Genomic DNA, 16,957 nt, shown 5'->3' with positions numbered 1-16,957 from the left:
CCCTCCTAAAAGTCAATCAAACTATTGGATCGCTTTAGCTTCTTTTCTTGCGCTTAATTCAGCTAAAATATGCTTATATTTATCATCTGTTAAATTATACAAGAATACAAAAGTCAAAATGGCAATTCCTGCTCCAATAGCCGGGTACAGAAGCATTAATGATTTTATTCCGGCTAATGTTTCGGCTGATTGCTGAACATTAGGAATGTATCCAATCAGACTCAAAACCACTCCTGGAATAAATCCGGCTAAAGCTTGTGCAAGCTTTCTGCAGAAGCTAAAAGTAGAATAAATAATTCCTTCGGTTCTTTCTCCAGTTTTCCACTCGCCGTATTCGACGGCATCGGATATAAATGCCCAGGTCATACCGTTCATGAAAGCCGTTCCAAACCAGGCTATAGAAGAAAATGTTATAAATACAGCTTTATTTCCGGGAAGCATGTAATTTATTAGATCGCCGGCCACCCATATGCCCAACCCTACTAAAAAAGTAGCTTTCTTTCCGATTTTTTTAACGACAAGCGGCATTACAGCAACGCCTATCAATGAACAGCCGATACTTACGAAATTTAAAGTTCCTGTTAAGTTTGCATTACCGAGGACATATTGAGCATAATATACCATCATACCTACCTTCAGATTGTAAAAAGATATGGTTAATAAGCTCATCAGATTCAAGATCATTAGCGGTTTATTTGAGAAAAGCACTTTAAACATTTTGCTTATAGGTTCTTTTTTCTTCTCCGGAGCGTCAACTCTTACATGTTCTACCGTATATTTATAGCAAATTAAATGAAAAACCGTACCAATCAAGGCCATTAATCCCATGACTACCGGATAACCTACTTTGGAATCGGAAAAATTCAGTATTAGAGGTATTACGGCTACCCCTGTGATCAGTACGGCCAAATTGGAACCGGCCTGTCTGAAGGAAGCCAACTTGGTTCTTTCTACTGAATCTTGAGTCATCGCTGCTGCTAATGAACCATAGGGTATATTTACAAAAGAATAGGCTAATCCAAACAGCATGTAGGTAATATAAGCAAAAGCTATTCTCCCGGCCATCGATAGATTCGGAACTAAAAAGCATAGTACCGTAGTGATTGCAAGAGGCAGTGTGCCGTATAAAATAAACGGCCTAAATTTTCCTCTTTTCCCTATTTTCTTTCTGGAGTCTACAATCGTTCCGACAGTTACATCTGCAAAAGCGTCAAATATTTTTGATATTAAGAAGACAGTTCCTCCAACCACCGCCGGAATATTAAGCACATCCGTAAAGAACTTCAGCAGATATGATTGCCCTAAATCAAACATAAACCCATTTCCCAAATCCCCAAATCCATAAGCAACCTTTTCCTTCAAAGGCAATTTTTGTTTTGGATTACTTTCCATTCATAGCCCTCCTGAAAAATATATTTTATATATTCTGATGAAATAGGCTGCATTTCATCCAAATATCTGGAAATACCTTTATTAAAGCGCTTACTTGTTAGCGCTTACTTTATAGCTTGAATTTTTCAAGCACCTTCCGCGCCATAGCAGGCTTTTGGGTTAATTCCTGTTCCACAATTGCAATTAATTTCACAAACATGTTTTTAATTATAGATAAATGACGATAAAAGAATATGTTTTAATTGCTTCAAAACTTGTAAAAATTGCTGTAGTAAAATATCATACAGCTCATCTTCACATGTAATTATTATTCTATTCACCTGTTACAACGTTTTTCAGTAGAACTCTTCAGTAATCTTAGTTACAATTTATACAAGTCATTGTGCTGAAAAGGGGATCACGAATGAAAAGAAATTTGCATAAGTTTTTTACCCGCAAATATATGATTTCCAGTGATTATGAGGTTTTTCACTTTTTAAACTCCGATATTCCTTTGTTATATTTACATCATCATGATTTTTATGAGATTTATTTATTTATTTCCGGAGACATTACTTATTTGATCGAAGGCAAATCCTACGATATAAAACCGGGTGACATTATATTGATTAATACAAAGGAGCTCCACCAAGCAGTTATTAATAGTATGAAAATCCCCTATGAACGGATTGTACTTTGGATAAACAAATCCTTTCTCCAAGAATTATCGTCCCAAGAAACGGATCTTACTTTATGCTTTGAAAGCGTTAAAAAAAGAAATGTAATAAGAGCGGACATTGAATTTCAGCAAAATGTGAAGACACAGCTCAATAAGCTGTTAAGCCTTGAGAACCACCAAGGGTTAGGCAAAGATTTGCTATATAAGGCCTATATTGCGGAGCTTGTCGTAAACTTAAGCAATCTTGTTTTGAACGATACATCAAACCTAGATATTTCTGTAAAAAAGAGTATTCTCATCGATGGGATAATTGAGTATATTAATGATCATTTAGAAGAAGACATCTCCATTGATGAACTTTCCAAACAGTTTTATCTCAGTAAATTCCATCTATCCAGGGAATTTAAAAAGCATACAGGCACCACTATTCACAGGTATATGGTGCAGAAGAAATTAATTAAAGCAAAAGAGTTAATTCTTAAAGACTATCCAATAAATAGTGTTTACAAACAGTCAGGCTTTGGCGATTATTCAAATTTTTTTAGAGCTTTTAAGAATGAATATGGTGTTACTCCAAAGCAGTTTTATGAACTGATGGTTGCGTCAAATTTGAATAAAAATTAACGATATAAGCGGTGATTACATTCTCTACAGCCTTGACTCCATTGAGGCCGTTAAGCTGGCTGCGATCAAGGGACACGGTGCTGCATTTCTGCCGTATTTGTCCATAAAAAAAAGAGCTGTACAACATACAGCTCAAGCCTCGATCCGGATCTCCCATACAATCGATTTCAATCAGTACTTCGGCACTCTCTCCTCATTCGGCTCTGCTACTTCCCTCCATCTTACACAGTATTCAACTCAAGTTTATTGGGCTATCATTTCTTTACAGATTGATCAAGCAGCGTTTGCGCTTCGGACTTTACGGTTGCTACCGCATCATCAAGGGATTTTTGCCCTTTTTTCACAAGCTCTAGTTCTCGGCTTAAGACCGCCGCAAAATCGTTGAAGAATGGATCAGGCAGCTTGTACCAATCGTCACTACGCCTTGGAAATTTTGATTTTAACGGATAGAACGGCTCTAAACTGATTCCTTCATAGTCCTTCATAAAACCTGATCGACTTAATAATAGTTGCTGACCTAACAACAATTCATTAGATTCGGAGCTGGCACGAGCATACTCTTCACCGCACACATACTTAATAAATTCCCATGCGGCATCTTGATGGACTGATGCTGTATTAATGGCGAATATATCACCTGGAGTTACATAAGTGGATGTAGGATCAAGAGGATCGACGGGCCCAGCGGCAATCCCAAGTTCAAAGGGGACATCATCGTTCACATCATTCTTGAAATGATCCATAAGTGCTAGCGACGTTACCGATCCAATATGCATAGCAGAACGCCCCATGAGAAATGGTTGGCTGTCATAAAACTCCTCTTTCGTTCCACGGGTGAATAATTCATCCATAGAATTAAAAATAGCTCCCGATTGGTCTGCCTCAATAGCAGTCTGAATCACTTTCTTCCACGCATCTGTATCTATGGTCACCTGCATCTTATCTGTGTTCACGATCGACAATCCTTCAGCCCGGCTCATCTTATCAATCAGTGTAACTAGATCCATAGGGGCTTCATACACATCTCCACCGCTATATCCGTAAACTCGTGTCTGTTTATCCCCTTCAGTAGGAAAACGGCGGGCAAGCTCAATGATGTCGTACCAACTCATTCCATCAGATGGTAACTCTATGCCATTTTTCTTGAACAGGTCTTTGTTATAAAATATCGCCTTGCTTGAGAATGACGGAGTAAGCCCATACAATTCACCACCGCCTATTTCTCTAAGTTGATCAACTAAACCAGGAACGAACCCATCCAGATGATAGTTATCTCTAGCACTAAGCGAATCAAGTTCAGTCAGTACTCCATCGTTAATTTGCTTTTTAAACTGATGAGCATCCAGAATCAAAATATCCGGCTGTTCTTCACGGATAAACTCTGCATACACCTCTTCCTTCGTCTTGTCCCCCATATCCTTGTAAATGTCCGCATCACTGATGACTTCAAATTGGATATGATCATTAAGCGTCGTGAACGAATCTCCATATTGCTTGTAGAATAATTCCGAATCCTGATGATAGATGACCTTAAGCATAGTCGTCTGTTGATTGACTTTTTTTTCAATCAGACCCTTAGATTCACTTGTGCAACCTACTACTAACAGGCAACTAACAACAAACATCGTAACTACTTGCAACCATGATCTGTTCATTACCGTCTCCTATCTCTGCTCAACATGCAGCATAGTCATTTAAAAGGCACTGTCTTGAAATCATCCCAATGGATGGTCATGTCTTCCGTTGCCATGCCCTTGTCCGGCTCTGAACTCCCATTTTCTCCATTAACTGTCCTGACAAGGACTGCTTCATCAAGGGCAGCTTGCGCATCTCGTTGAATCGTCTGTAGTGCGTCATCAAGGGATTTTTGAGACTTCTCTACTTGGGTCAATTCACGATACGAAATCTCCTCATATCTTTCTTTGAATTCATCCGTAATAATACTACTATTAGGATCATCATAATAATTACTTAGCGGCAAAGAGGTTAAGTGATAGAATCCATCCAAGTTAATTCCATAATAATCGCTTGTTTGACCCATGCGTGAAGGTATACCATGATCAGGTCTTCTCGCCAATTTGCTGGCAACCTTATCACCCTGCATAAACTTCAACAATTCCCATGCGGCATCTACATTGGAGGAATTGGCACGAATCGCATATACATAGTCATTATTCATATTCAGATCTCTGGTTATTTCTCGGTTGGACGGGTCTGCTGGACCAACCACCATACCCACCCTAAATGGCTTAACCCCTGATTTATCACTTTTTATATAGTCAAGTACACTATAGGCCCAGCTAGGTTCATCAGTGATCAACATCGCTTGCCGCCCCTTAGCAAAAAGTTGCTGTCCATCGAAATCTTCATCCGCGTTAAATCCTCCCTTGTGAAGGGCATTCGTTGATAATGCCGCTTGAGCTAGTTCGTACGCTTGCTTCCAGCCTTCTGTATCCATTGTAACTTGCATTGTATCAAGGTTAACTGCCTTTAATCCCATAGATAAACCGATCCACGTACCTAGTTCATCCAGAGGGTTTTCTTTGTTTAACCCAAAACTAGTGAATCCCCCGTATATCCTAGACTGCTCATCTCCATCGGTAGGAAATCGTGCTGCTAAGTCGATCAGCTCTTGCCAAGTCATCCCGTCGCGTGGCGGCTCAATTCCATATTTCTCAAACAGGTCAATATTGTAAAAAATGGCTTTTCGCTGGAATGTAGGTGCAAAACCATACAACTTCCCGCCGCCTTGCTCCCTGAGAAAGCTGGTGATGGAAGGATAAATCGTGTCGATATTGTAGTGATCCCGCACCGCCAGCGGTTCAAGATCCAACAAGAACCCTGCTGCTGATAATCGGTTATAATCATCAATACTTAAGTAAAGAACATCGAGTTGTTCTTGTTCGATAGACTGCTCAAGAGCCTGCACATAGTTCGAAGCGGTCTTCTCAAGTTCCACACTTTTGGGTCTAACAAGCTGAATCTTAATCGAACCGTTCTCGGCATGGAACATATCACCGTATTGATGATTAAAGTATCTGTTTTCTTTGTCGTAAGTCATCACCTTCAACTTAACAGTGTTTGCCGCCGGCGAGCTTGTACAACCTGCCAACCCAATCATTAGTAAACCTATAAGCAGCATCGATGTTAACTTGAACTTGCGCAAACGGAATCCCCCTTTTTGAAAAACTGATTCATCTTTCCCATAAGTCCTGGCGGCTGTTCATACCATCATTTTCTGTAAAGCTTTCACATAACGCGATCTCGCCATGATAAAGTAGACGGTCTGGGCGGCCAGAAAAGCCAGTGCCACTGTAAAAGTAGCCGTATAGACATAGACATGTGAGATCCTCATATATCCCAGTACAGACTTCAAAACCACAAGCGTTTGTATCGCGGATATCGGAATCGGAATAAAAAAGATAAAAGCAATTTGCTTCGTAGCCGCCGCGCTCATTTCTCCGCTGCTCAATCCGATCTTGGACAGGGCATGGTACGTTCGGCTGTCGGCAGATAGCTCCGTATAAAGCTTGAAGTACAAAAAGCTTGCCGTCGAAATCGAGAAGATCAGGGCGATAAAAATTCCGATAAAGCTGAACACGGAGGTCGTATCTTTCGTGCTCCGGTATTTGTCGGAACGAACCGTCAAAATATTATTCAGACAGTCTGCGACGCAGCCGTTCATTTGCTGCTGATTCCATGCGTACAGCTCTCTGCCGATCTTGGATTGCTCATCTTGCAGCGAGGGAAGCTGTGTCCAGGATGGTACATGATAGAGATACTCTGGTCTGCTAGATAAATCAGCTGTTAATTGGGTAAAAAAGGCATCTTCAACAATGAGCATAACCCCTGCATTACTAACGCCTCCCAACTGGGGTATGCTGATTTCCTGCACAATCGTAATGCTGGACTCGGTTCCCTCAAACTTTAAGGGCTGCCTGGGCAAACGTTTAACGTCCGGATAAACCGCCACAGCCGTTTGCCAAGGCAGATTCTCCAACGGCTCTACCTCCAGCAAAGCCGCCAGTTCATTAAACTGGCTTGCCCGAACAAACTCTACATCGCTGCCAGTTGTTGGGTCGTGGGCATAATTCTGCAGCATAGCGCCAATCGAATCTATCCGATACCGCTCAAAAGCGATGCCCGCTTCCTGCATGGACTGCTCAATAGTGGCCAGCTCCGCATTGATATGCTCTGGCTGATATACGTCATACCTGAAAGCAAATTTATTGTTCAAAAACTGCTGCTTGTTGTCTTGATCAACGGCCAGTACGAAGCCTGCGCTTATGCAAGCGATCGAAGTAACAACCGTCACCAGAAACAGCATTTTGGCATTGTCCTTCAGCTTATAACTGATCTCGGAAATCCACAACAAATTAGTGCCGCGCCATACACGCCTTCGATTTCGTTTGAGCAAACGAATGAGGAGAACTGACAGCTGGGAGTAAAAGAGATAGGTGCCGGAAATACCGGAAAAAGCGGCGATCATCAGAACTTTCGGAGATAGAGTGTCCTTGTCGAGGGCCACAAAACTAATAGTCAGTAAAATCGCGCCCAATATGGAAAGCCAAATTGAAACTTTCGGCTCCCGCTTCGGCCTGCTGCTGCCCTTCAAAAGCTCCAGCACCCGATTTTTGCGAATAAACAGCAGCGTAAAAAGCGATATCGCCACAAATAAAGCAACAAAGCAGCTCGCCGTCAGTGCAATTGCCTTTAATGGCCAATAAAAGTCCAGCTCGTTCATATCGATCATTTTTGTACTGACCAGTAAAAACAGCTTGGCCAACAGCAGCCCGCCGGCGATTCCGGTGACTATGGAAACTGTGCCGATGATCATATTTTCCAGAAAAATCAGGCTATTAATTTGTCCCGGCTGTGCGCCCAGCATCATTAAAATCCCAAACTCTTTATTGCGGGACTTCAAAAAAGCGCTGATCGAGTAAAGCACAAAAAAGATCGCAAAAACAAACACCACGTACGCGGCAACCTGCATGCAGATTAACGTCATTTTGCCCATCGGCGCACGCTGAATTTCAGGATGATAGATGAAAACGGCATATGTAAAAAAAATCATCACCATAAATGCGCTGCTTAATAAATATCCCGTGTAAGCACGGCCGTTGCGTCTGACATTATTAAACGCGAACTGAGGAAAATTCATTTATATTCCCTCCCCAGAAAGACAAAAAATTGATAATTTTCTGAAAACTTGCAAAATGATCATGCTTTTCATCCCTTTCAAGAGATACCCGATCATTGGTTCTTTCTCTATTAATGTACCTTATCGGCGGCTTGGGAACTATCGATTTACCTTAATCACAGCTTACATCATGGTTAAGATTATGTTCGCCTTTGCGTTCGGCAGTCTGTTCAAATTTTGGACATAAGTCCAGCTCCTTTTTCCGACTTGAAAGTAAATCCAAGCGGATTCCTTTGCGTTATTATGTACTCTACCTAGAGCCCTATCATAGGATCTTTAGATATTAGGAATCTATTATCTATAACACTCGCACCAGAATTTAATCTGCCTACACATTACTCTACGCCCGCCAACATTTATGTTTATCTTGAATACAGCTCGCAGCTTGCTTCAGCCCAAGTGATAATCCATACCTTGCAAATTCCGAATATGCAAAAAGCCCTTGAATCTCCACGAAAGGAAATTCAAGGGCTTATTCATTGTTGAGTTAATGCGGTCGAGAGGACTCGAACCTCCACGGGGGGTTAGCCCACACGGACCTGAACCGTGCGCGTCTGCCAATTCCGCCACGACCGCGTATTTCGTTGATGCATTGTTTTGCAGCAACGAAATTTATAATATCACGAATATTTGGGGGAGTCAAGGCAGGAAAACAACTTTTTTACCGTTACTTAACCCCGGCCGATTGCCTCTCGTTGAGAAAGTCGGCCATCGTTTGGAAGAACTTCAGCACCGCCAGCAGTTCGGCTTCGGCAAACGAGTCAAAGGTGTCCAAAAACCTGCGTTCCATCATCTTGTGCATCGCTTCATGCGCTTCGAAAATCCGCCTGCCTTTTGGCGTCAGACTGAAGTACACTTCCTTCTTATTGTCGTTCAACTGGCCGCGCTTCACATACCCTTCCTCAAGCAGCTTGGCACTGATTTTAGTAATGCTCGCTTTCGATAAATTCAGCTTGTCGGCAATGGTAGTGTTGTTGATCGGCTCGTGGTTGCCGATGCAGTCGAGCACATGAACGGTCGTCAAATTGTTCGGAAACGAGTCAAGCCCCATTTCCCGCGCCTGATCGGCGAATTCGTCCAACTCCCTATCGAACGACTGCTCCATCATATGCGAAAAATGGAGAAACTGCCCGTAAACCAGTTGCTTTAACTTCTCGGACGAGTTCACCTTCTCCCCCCCTTTCTTCCTGTTGAATTTCCGGTTTTGTTTACTCGATAACAATTTAAATAAGGATAATACTGAGGTTCATCAGGAATTATCTTTATTATTCTATTTTAGCAGGCGTTCGTTTTCTTGCAAATCAGGCAAACCAAAAGCCGTCGGCAATCCGTCGATACTTGCCGCGTTCTTTTCATGCCAGTACTTATCAAGCTGTTCTTTTCTGAACTTCAGCGATACTTCCTTGAGCTTCTTCCGGTCGCCCTCATACTTCATAAACGGAACCCCAAAGCCGCACGAGTCCTGCACCATATGAACGTCGACGATAATCATTTGTCTTGCTCCCGGAAGCGGATCAAACAGCGGATACAGCTCCTCCCACCGGTTTGACCCGGGCAGCGCGACCGTCCCCGTTCCATAAAGCCGCACAATGGAGGGCGGCCCCTCGAACGCGCAGAACATCAGGGTCACTCTGCCGTTCTCCAATATATGCGCGCTCGTCTCGTTGCCCGAGCCGGACATATCCAGGTAGGCCACCTGATTGTCCGACAGAATGCGAAAGGAGCTATAGCCCTTGGGCGATAGATTTACATGCCCTTCTTCCGACAACGGCGCCGAACCGACAAAGAAAAGATGCTGACGCTGAATGAACTCTTTATGCTTCGGCAAAAGAACATCGTGTTTAATCCCCATTTCCTCTCCACCTTTTTCATGATATTGGGATACCATACAGATTTTCTGAAAATATTGTTAACCTTGAAACAAAATTATCATAATTACCTTTGGAAATCAATAGTAAAATGGATGTTTGACGGGTTGCTGGCGATCGTCCAAGAACCGTGCGAAAGAGCCGCATTCCTCTTTGTAGGATGCGGCCAATGTTTAAAAGGGAGACAGACCTGCAAAACCAGGCCGCCTGGGCAACTCCAGCGAAAAAATAAGGACATAAAGTGTCTTTATTTCGGCGATCCCCGCCCATTTGAGAGAAATAGAGACCTTTTATGTCGTTATTTTCCATGATTACTAGGAAATGGCCGATATCTCCGCCATTCATCGGATAATAAGTACATAAACGGCCGTTAATGGAGTGAACTAGCCAGGGTTCCGGATAATAAGTACATAAAGTGCCGCTATATTTGAAGGCCGGCGGGTTAGTGAAAAATTCAGCGGCCGGCCCGGCCGCCGCCCAGAGCGCACTATCACTTCACCGAGCCGATCATCCCGGCCACGAAATGCTTTTGCATCACGAAAAATACGAGCGCCGTCGGCACCGTCGATATGACGATGGCCAGCATGATGAGTCCGTAATCCGGCGCGTAGCTGGAGCCCAGCGTCGAAATCAGCAGCGGCACCGTCTGCTTCTGCGGCGTTTGCAGCACGATCAGCGGCCACATGTAGTTGTTCCAGCTGCTCATAAACGTGATGATCGCCGCCGCCGCGTACGTCGTTTTCATCGTCGGCACATACACGCGGAAGAACAGCCCCAGTTCGGACAAACCGTCGATCCGTCCGGCTTCCAGCAGCTCTTTCGGGAACATTTTCGTGCTCTGGCGGAAAAAGAAAATCAGAAACGCCGTCGTCATCGTCGGCAGCACCACCGCGGCCAGCGTATCGATGCCGATCAGCGGGATCAGGTTGGTGATTTTCCCGAACATCCGGTACAACGGCACCATCATTGCCGCAAACGGGATCATCATCGACAGCAGCAAAACGTTAAACACGATATCCTTCGCCTTGCTGCGGTAGATTTCGAAGCCGTAGCCGGCCAGCGAGGCGATGAGCAGCGCCAGCAGCGTCGTCGATACGGAGACGATCAAGGAATTTTTCATAGCGCCGAGGATATCGGCGGAATCCAGCAAATTACCCAGATTGGTCAGGAAATAAGTTCCCGGCAGCAGCCGCCCCCGGGTAACATCGACGGACGGATTCGTCGAACTGACGATGATCCACAAAAATGGAAAGATAGACACAAACGCCGCCACGGCTAGAAACAGGTACATCGACATTCTTTTGACTTTAAGCATTGCGGTCACCTGCCACTTTAAATTGAAGGATCGACAGCACGATGATCATGATCACAATCGAATACGAAACGGTAGCCGCGTACCCGAAATCCGCCGAATATTTGAACGACAGATTGTAAATGAACTGCGAGATCGAGGTCGTGGCATTGCCCGGTCCGCCCTTCGTAATGTTCATCACTTCATCGAACAGCTGCAGCGTGCCGATCGTCGAAGTGATCGAGGTGAACAAAATGATCGGCTTCAGCATCGGGACCGTAATGCGGAAAAACTGCTTAACCGCCGAGGCCCCGTCGATTTTTGCCGCCTCATAGATCGATGGATCGATATTTTGCATGCCGGACAAGTAAAAAATCATATTATACCCGGTCCAGCGCCACGTAATGGCGATAATGATCGTCACCTTCGCCCAAAACGGATCGGTGATCCAATGAATCGGTTCGCCCGCGACATGCAGGCCCATCAGCAGCGAATTAACCAGTCCGCCGTCCGCAAACAAATATTTGAAAATAACCGAATACGCCACCAGCGAGGTGATGCAGGGCAGGAAAATCGCCGTCCGGAAAAAGCCCTTCCACTTCAAATGGCGGTCGTTCAGCAGTACGGAAATAAATAAAGCCAGCAGCACCATAAGCGGCACCTGCACGATCAGGTAAATGAACGTGTTTTTGACCGCGGTGATGAACATTGAGTCAGTAAACAGGCGCTTGTAGTTGCCAAGCCCGTTGAAGCTTAAGTTTGAGCCGGTGCCGGTCTGAAACGACAGGATCAGGGCCTGAATCATCGGGTAAAAATAAAAAACCGCGATCATCAACACAGCCAGGATCACAAACAGCCAGCCGACGGCGGAAGCTTTCAGGCGCATGGCGGAGGCGGAGGCGGAAGCGGGGTCGGATGCTCTCATCATCGGGTTTCATCTCCTTTATCTCTGATACAATCCATAAAGCCGGGCGGATAACAATAAAACCTTGAACCGGGAACAGCCCAAGGTTTTACCGTTATGACCGCGGGAGGTTACTGCAATTGCGCTTCGGCCTGGGCCTGGGCGTCGCGAATGACGTTGTCCACGTCTTTGCCGTTCAGGTAATTTTGGATTTCAATAACCAGAATATCCTCGATCGCATAGGTGTGCAGACCGTAATTGACCTTCGGCACCTCTTCCGTCCATTTGGCGAAGTCGGCGTAAATCTTCTGCCCGCCGAAATACTCGTCGGCTTTATCGTAAGCGTCGCCGCTGGAGGCAGCTTTCAGCGAACCGATGACCCCGACTTTTTCCAGCATTTCCGAATACATCTCCGCATCGGAGCCAAACGTCTCGGCCAGGAAATTCGCCGCGGTGTCCTGACCGTCCATGTTCATGACGTACCAGGAGCTGCCGCCAAGGCTTGACGCGCCTACCGCACCCGCGCTTCCGGCCAGCCGCGGCGTAGGCACGACCGCCCATTTGCCCGCTTGCGACGCCTCCGCCTTAACCGAAGGCGTAATCCAGTTGCCCGTCGGCACCGAAGCAACGTCGCCGTTGTTGAAGGCCGCCAAAAACTGGCTCCAGTCCGCGTTCATTTTGACGATATTGGCGTCAAACATCGCTTTGTACGTTTCCAGCGCTTCCTTGATGACCGGATTGTCCGCAAGGTTTGGCGTTTTGCCGTCCTCTTTCAAATACCAGGTGCCGGCCGACTGCGCCATCACCCGGATGATACCGAGATCGTTCGGGTCCTGGGTCAGCATGTCTTTGCCGGTCGCTTCCTTGACCTTTTTGCCGATTTCGATGTACTGGTTCCAGTCGATGTTCGTCAAATCATCCACCGTATAACCGGCCTGCTCCAGATAGTCCGTCCGGACGTACAGCCCGGTTGCGCCGGAATCGAACGGCACCCCGTATTGCTTGCCGTTATAGCTGGTCGGCCCGATTTTGTATTCCGCGAAATCCTCCGCTTTGATCGCGCCCGACATATCGCGGAACGCGTCGGGGTAAGCCTGCAGGAAGTTTTGCGCCCGATAGTCCTCGATCAGCACGATGTTTGGCAGCCCTTTTGTCGTACCCGAATTCAGTCCGGTGTTAAGTTTTTGCACGATATCGGCCTGCGCATATTCCACGATGTTTACTTTCACGTCCGGATGTTTCGCTTCATATCTCTCTTTGGCGATTCTAAGCGCGGCGATGTTGAAGTTGGGGTCCCAGGCCCAGACGGTGATTTCCTGGCTGCCGCCGGAACCGCCGCCGCCATTCCCCGCTCCCGAGTCCGCCGTCCCTTCCGGACCGCCGGACCCTCCCGCTCCGCCCGGACCCGCCGCGCAAGCGGATAAGGTCAACATCAGCAGCATACCGGCAAGCATCAGAATCAAGCTTTTCTTCATCTTAGTTCATCCCCCTGCTTGTTTGTTTGGAAAGCGCTTCCTAATTCCGTTTTTATGATAGCATCGCGGCAATGGGGGCGGTTAGAAATATCTTTGTGCGGATTGGTGATTTTATTGTCCATTGCGGGAAAGCGCATTCACGGGTCTGGTCATATTTTTGGATTTTGGTAATTTATTTGGCTGCTTCATTGCTTTCGTCAGCATCGGCCAGCAGCGGCAGAACGATGCGGATTTTCGTCCCCTCCCCTTTAGCGCTGGAAATATGCACCCCGTAAGGCTCCCCATACAGCAGCTTGATCCGGTTGTCGACGTTTTGGATACCGATGCCGGTAAACAGCTGGCGGCTGCTTTTCGGATTCGGCAGCGCATCCGCGCCATCGGTCAGCTCCATGCCGTCGCCGTTATCGACCACCTCGCAGACCAGCGAGCCGTCGTTTTTCGAGATGAGGATGTAAATGGTCCCTTCGTTTTTTTCGTTGAAGGCGTGAAAAAAGGCGTTTTCGATAAACGGCTGGATGATCAGCTTCGGCACCTCGTAAAGCAGACAGTCCGGGGAGACGAAATAATTCACTTTGATCCGGTCGCCGTACCGCACATGATTGATGAACACGTAATTTTTCATGTTCTCCAGCTCCTGCCCGATCGTGATCGTTTCGCTGACGTTGCTGATCGTGTTTTGCAGCAGCGAAATCAGCGCGTTGATCGTTTCCGCGGCCGCGCTTTTGCTCCCTTTTTGCACCAGCATTTTGATCGACGCCAGCGTGTTGTACAGGAAATGCGGATTAATCTGCCGCTGCAGCGCGGCCAGCTCCGCGTTCCGCCGCTCCTTTTGCGTCTCCAGCAGCCGGCGGATGTAATCGTTCAGCTCATCCAGCATGTAATTAAACGCCTTGCCAAGCTCTCTAACCTCAAAACCTCCGCTTACCGTTATGTAGTTGCTGAAATCTTTTTTCGCGATCGTGGACATTTGGCGCACAAGGCGCGTCAGCGAACCGGTCAGCCTGCGCGACATGACGAATACGGCCAGCATCGCAAACAAGATGATGACCATGCAGGTAAACGCCACGGACTTCACATTGATGATCTGCCTTGCGGTATGCTGGCGATCGATCAGGTTGACGAGGTAAAAGTTGTACGAGGGCAAGTTATTGGACAAAATAATCCGTTCCTTGCCCAGCACGGTGCCGCTGCGGTAATCAAGCCGCTTCTGGGCGATCGCTTCGGCATCGTCCAGAAGCTCCGGGGCCGCGGTCCCGATCAGTTCCGGCCGGTTGGCGGACACGATCATGCCGCTCCTATCGAGCACCAGCACATCGTTGCCGACGCTGGTGAAATTCTCGTAAAACTGCTTAAATTCCCGCTCGCGGATCGCGATGTACAGGGTACCGTAATGAAGTCCGCTGGTCCGGTCCACCAGCGCTTTGCTCGCGATGATAAAATGCTCCGGCCCGCCTTCGCCTTGCCGGGTATCGTATTGGTACAGAATGCGTCCGGGATTGGCCGCCGTCCTTGCGGTCAGCGGATCCGCCGCCAGCTCCTCCCCCGTCACCGGCCAGTAGGACCGGTCGGTCGAATAGCTGCGCCCGTTGATGCCCGTGATCGTCACGGCCACATCAAAGGCGCCCAGATTGGAAGCAAGCCGGTCCATTTGCTCCGACATGCGGTAGAACACCTTGGACATTGAAACCGAATCCAGCTCCCCGCCGGTCAAATAGGTTTTTACCGTACCGCTCTGGGCGGCAAAAGTAACGGCATTTACGATCGAATCGTTAAACGAATCGAGGCTGGTGTTGATTTGCTTCAGCACCTTGCCGTTGGTGATGCTGAACGTTTCCGCAAACAGCCGCTCCGACATGCGGATCGTAATGAGCGACGTCAGCAAGCAGACGGCGACGATGCTGACCGTCATAACCAGGAACAGTTTGGTAAACAGCCGCACGCGGCGCAGTTTTTCAAGCGCTTTTTGCATAAAATCAGTCCCTCTTGCCGTCAGTATGTCTGCGGTATTGGCTGGGCGACATCCCCGTCTGCTTCTTGAACACCTTGGTAAAATAGCTGTGGTCCGAATAGCCGGCCCGCGCGCTGATCTCCGAAATCGTCAGCTCGCTGGCGCGCAGCAGCTCGGCCGCCTTGCTGATGCGGATTTTGTTCAGATATTCGCTGAACCCTTCGGCATTATGGGCCGAAAAATAGCTGGAAAGGTACGACGGATTAAAATGAAAATGCCGGCTGAGCGAGCTTAGGGTGAGCGGCTCGCCGTAATGCTCGTCGATATATTGCAAAAGTTGCTTCATATTGCCAGCGGCAGCCGGCTGGGAATTGGCGGCCGCCAGCTTTTCTGCCTCCTCCAGAAACGCGTTCAGCAGCCCAACCGCTTCGCTTGCGTCCTTCGCCTCGTCGATCGCTTTAAAATAAGCGTATTTCATATCGTCCAGTTCCTTCAGGCGCTCATTCGTTTCGGTGATGACGACGGTCATGTTGAAAATGGCGTTGCCGAGAAACGCTTTGAACTCGAACGGCGGAGTCCGGTAATTGCCCGCGGCCCCGGCGGCATATTCGCGCAAGCGGCCAAACGCCTCGCCATAACGTTCCTTTCTTAGGTCGGCCAGCAGCCGCTTCATCTCAAAAACCTCCGGCTCCCGGGCGGGCGGCAGTTCATCCTGCAACATCAGGACCCGCTCCGGAAAATAAAACCGGAAGTGGAGCAGCTGCAGCCATTCCTCGCGGTAAACCGCCTCAAGCCGGTTCAGGTCCGCAAAGCCGGAGCTTACCGCCCAGACCATTTCGGGCATGGCCTCCGCTTTGCCGGCGGCAAGCTCTTTGACGGCGTGAACGGCCTGGCGAACGTGCTCCCGCGGCAGGTTGACCAGCATCAGCAGCCGCTTGCCGTCCACAGGGATCGTCCTTGGCCGTACCGCAAAAGGCGCCTCCTTCAGACGCGCCTCCAGGCCGGCGGCAAGCCCGGCGATATAGCTGTTCGGCTCCCCGGCGACCCGGCTGAGGTCCGCCCCGAGCAGCATAAACATGTCGTACGGAAAAAACTCCCGGAGACGTTCGCCATCCTCGGGCTGAAAGCCGGCCAACAGCCGCTCAAGCATTTGATCCAGCGGCAAACCGCCATCCCCCGTCAGCTCTTTATAATGCAGTCCCGGAATTTTCCTCGCCGTATTTTGCAGCACCTGCAGCAGTTCCTCCGTCTCCAGCTTGGGCTTCAGGATATAATCGGCAACCCCGCTTTGAAACGTGGAGCGAACATAATTGAATTCCCCGTAACTGCTGAGCACGACAACTTCGATTTGAGGATAATGCGCCTTCAAGACTCGGGTAAATTCCTCGCCGTCCATGACCGGCATCACGATGTCCGTAATGACGATATGGGGCGACAACCGTCCGATCATCTCCAGCGCTTCCTTGCCGTTCGAGGCTTCGCCGACGATTTGAAAGCCGTATTGCTCCCAGTTCAAATGGTGTTTAATCCCCTGCCGCACCAAAATTTCATCATCAACGATCAAGATTTTGCACAGCTCGCGCATCCCCAGTCCCCC

12 protein-coding genes and 1 tRNA gene are annotated in these 16,957 nt (G+C 47.6%); 1 reads left to right on the top strand and 12 read right to left on the bottom strand.

What is annotated here, in order from left to right; all coding sequences use genetic code 11:
- Window positions 1–21 precede the first annotated feature (21 nt).
- Entirely contained in the window at window positions 22–1,392 is a 1,371-nt protein-coding gene (locus NYE69_RS15825) for a glycoside-pentoside-hexuronide (GPH):cation symporter (RefSeq protein ID WP_340926979.1), read from the bottom strand.
- A 403-nt stretch (window positions 1,393–1,795) separates the two neighbouring features.
- Between NYE69_RS15825 and NYE69_RS15820 the strand changes: the two genes are divergently transcribed.
- Window positions 1,796–2,674, top strand: a complete 879-nt coding sequence (locus tag NYE69_RS15820) for an AraC family transcriptional regulator (protein ID WP_340926977.1) — start codon at window positions 1,796–1,798, stop codon at window positions 2,672–2,674.
- A 254-nt stretch (window positions 2,675–2,928) separates the two neighbouring features.
- On the opposite strand, the gene NYE69_RS15815 is transcribed toward NYE69_RS15820, so the two are convergent.
- The 11 genes from NYE69_RS15815 to NYE69_RS15765 form a co-directional block, all read right to left on the bottom strand.
- Entirely contained in the window at window positions 2,929–4,329 is a 1,401-nt protein-coding gene (locus NYE69_RS15815; protein WP_340926975.1) for an ABC transporter substrate-binding protein, read from the bottom strand.
- A gap of 35 nt (window positions 4,330–4,364) precedes the next feature.
- Window positions 4,365–5,840: an ABC transporter substrate-binding protein gene (locus NYE69_RS15810; RefSeq protein WP_051985524.1), complete on the bottom strand. Its 1,476-nt coding sequence runs from the start codon at window positions 5,838–5,840 to the stop codon at window positions 4,365–4,367.
- 57 nt (window positions 5,841–5,897) lie between these two features.
- Window positions 5,898–7,835, bottom strand: coding sequence for an FtsX-like permease family protein (locus tag NYE69_RS15805; protein WP_340926974.1), 1,938 nt, complete (start codon window positions 7,833–7,835; stop codon window positions 5,898–5,900).
- 530 nt (window positions 7,836–8,365) lie between these two features.
- Window positions 8,366–8,450, bottom strand: a tRNA-Leu gene (locus tag NYE69_RS15800).
- Window positions 8,451–8,541: 91 nt separating this feature from the next.
- Window positions 8,542–9,042: a MarR family transcriptional regulator gene (locus NYE69_RS15795; RefSeq protein WP_036623908.1), complete on the bottom strand. Its 501-nt coding sequence runs from the start codon at window positions 9,040–9,042 to the stop codon at window positions 8,542–8,544.
- Between the two features lie 102 nt (window positions 9,043–9,144).
- Window positions 9,145–9,726 carry a pyridoxamine 5'-phosphate oxidase family protein gene (locus tag NYE69_RS15790; RefSeq protein WP_036623909.1) on the bottom strand — a complete coding sequence of 194 codons (582 nt, stop codon included), beginning with the start codon at window positions 9,724–9,726 and terminating at the stop codon, window positions 9,145–9,147.
- A 506-nt stretch (window positions 9,727–10,232) separates the two neighbouring features.
- A complete protein-coding gene (locus NYE69_RS15785; protein WP_036623910.1) occupies window positions 10,233–11,057 on the bottom strand; it encodes a carbohydrate ABC transporter permease in 825 nt (274 codons plus the stop codon).
- Window positions 11,050–11,958, bottom strand: coding sequence for a carbohydrate ABC transporter permease (locus NYE69_RS15780; RefSeq protein WP_051985884.1), 909 nt, complete (start codon window positions 11,956–11,958; stop codon window positions 11,050–11,052). Before NYE69_RS15780 ends, NYE69_RS15785 begins: the two co-directional genes overlap by 8 nt.
- A gap of 110 nt (window positions 11,959–12,068) precedes the next feature.
- Window positions 12,069–13,412 carry an ABC transporter substrate-binding protein gene (locus NYE69_RS15775; RefSeq protein ID WP_124332859.1) on the bottom strand — a complete coding sequence of 448 codons (1,344 nt, stop codon included), beginning with the start codon at window positions 13,410–13,412 and terminating at the stop codon, window positions 12,069–12,071.
- 172 nt (window positions 13,413–13,584) lie between these two features.
- Complete coding sequence (locus tag NYE69_RS15770; protein WP_340926973.1) at window positions 13,585–15,381, bottom strand: cache domain-containing sensor histidine kinase; 1,797 nt, start codon at window positions 15,379–15,381, stop codon at window positions 13,585–13,587.
- Window positions 15,382–15,385: 4 nt separating this feature from the next.
- On the bottom strand, window positions 15,386–16,945 hold the full coding sequence (locus NYE69_RS15765) for a response regulator transcription factor (protein WP_036623913.1): 1,560 nt from the start codon (window positions 16,943–16,945) through the stop codon (window positions 15,386–15,388).
- Window positions 16,946–16,957 lie beyond the last annotated feature (12 nt).

Source organism: Paenibacillus sp. FSL R5-0527, assembly GCF_038008055.1.
Classification (GTDB): Bacteria; Bacillota; Bacilli; order Paenibacillales; family Paenibacillaceae; genus Fontibacillus; species Fontibacillus macerans.
The sequence above is the reverse complement of the archived record's forward strand: the minus strand, read 5'-3'. Positions and strand labels throughout refer to the sequence as shown.

Coding starts and splice junctions, on each gene's coding strand:
- NYE69_RS15815 (WP_340926975.1), bottom strand. CDS start 4,329: ATGAACAGATCATGGTTGCAAGTAGTTACGATGTTTGTTGTTAGTTGC.
- NYE69_RS15775 (WP_124332859.1), bottom strand. CDS start 13,412: ATGAAGAAAAGCTTGATTCTGATGCTTGCCGGTATGCTGCTGATGTTG.
- NYE69_RS15825 (WP_340926979.1), bottom strand. CDS start 1,392: ATGGAAAGTAATCCAAAACAAAAATTGCCTTTGAAGGAAAAGGTTGCT.
- NYE69_RS15805 (WP_340926974.1), bottom strand. CDS start 7,835: ATGAATTTTCCTCAGTTCGCGTTTAATAATGTCAGACGCAACGGCCGT.
- NYE69_RS15765 (WP_036623913.1), bottom strand. CDS start 16,945: ATGCGCGAGCTGTGCAAAATCTTGATCGTTGATGATGAAATTTTGGTG.
- NYE69_RS15780 (WP_051985884.1), bottom strand. CDS start 11,958: ATGAGAGCATCCGACCCCGCTTCCGCCTCCGCCTCCGCCATGCGCCTG.
- NYE69_RS15820 (WP_340926977.1), top strand. CDS start 1,796: ATGAAAAGAAATTTGCATAAGTTTTTTACCCGCAAATATATGATTTCC.
- NYE69_RS15785 (WP_036623910.1), bottom strand. CDS start 11,057: ATGCTTAAAGTCAAAAGAATGTCGATGTACCTGTTTCTAGCCGTGGCG.
- NYE69_RS15770 (WP_340926973.1), bottom strand. CDS start 15,381: ATGCAAAAAGCGCTTGAAAAACTGCGCCGCGTGCGGCTGTTTACCAAA.
- NYE69_RS15790 (WP_036623909.1), bottom strand. CDS start 9,726: ATGGGGATTAAACACGATGTTCTTTTGCCGAAGCATAAAGAGTTCATT.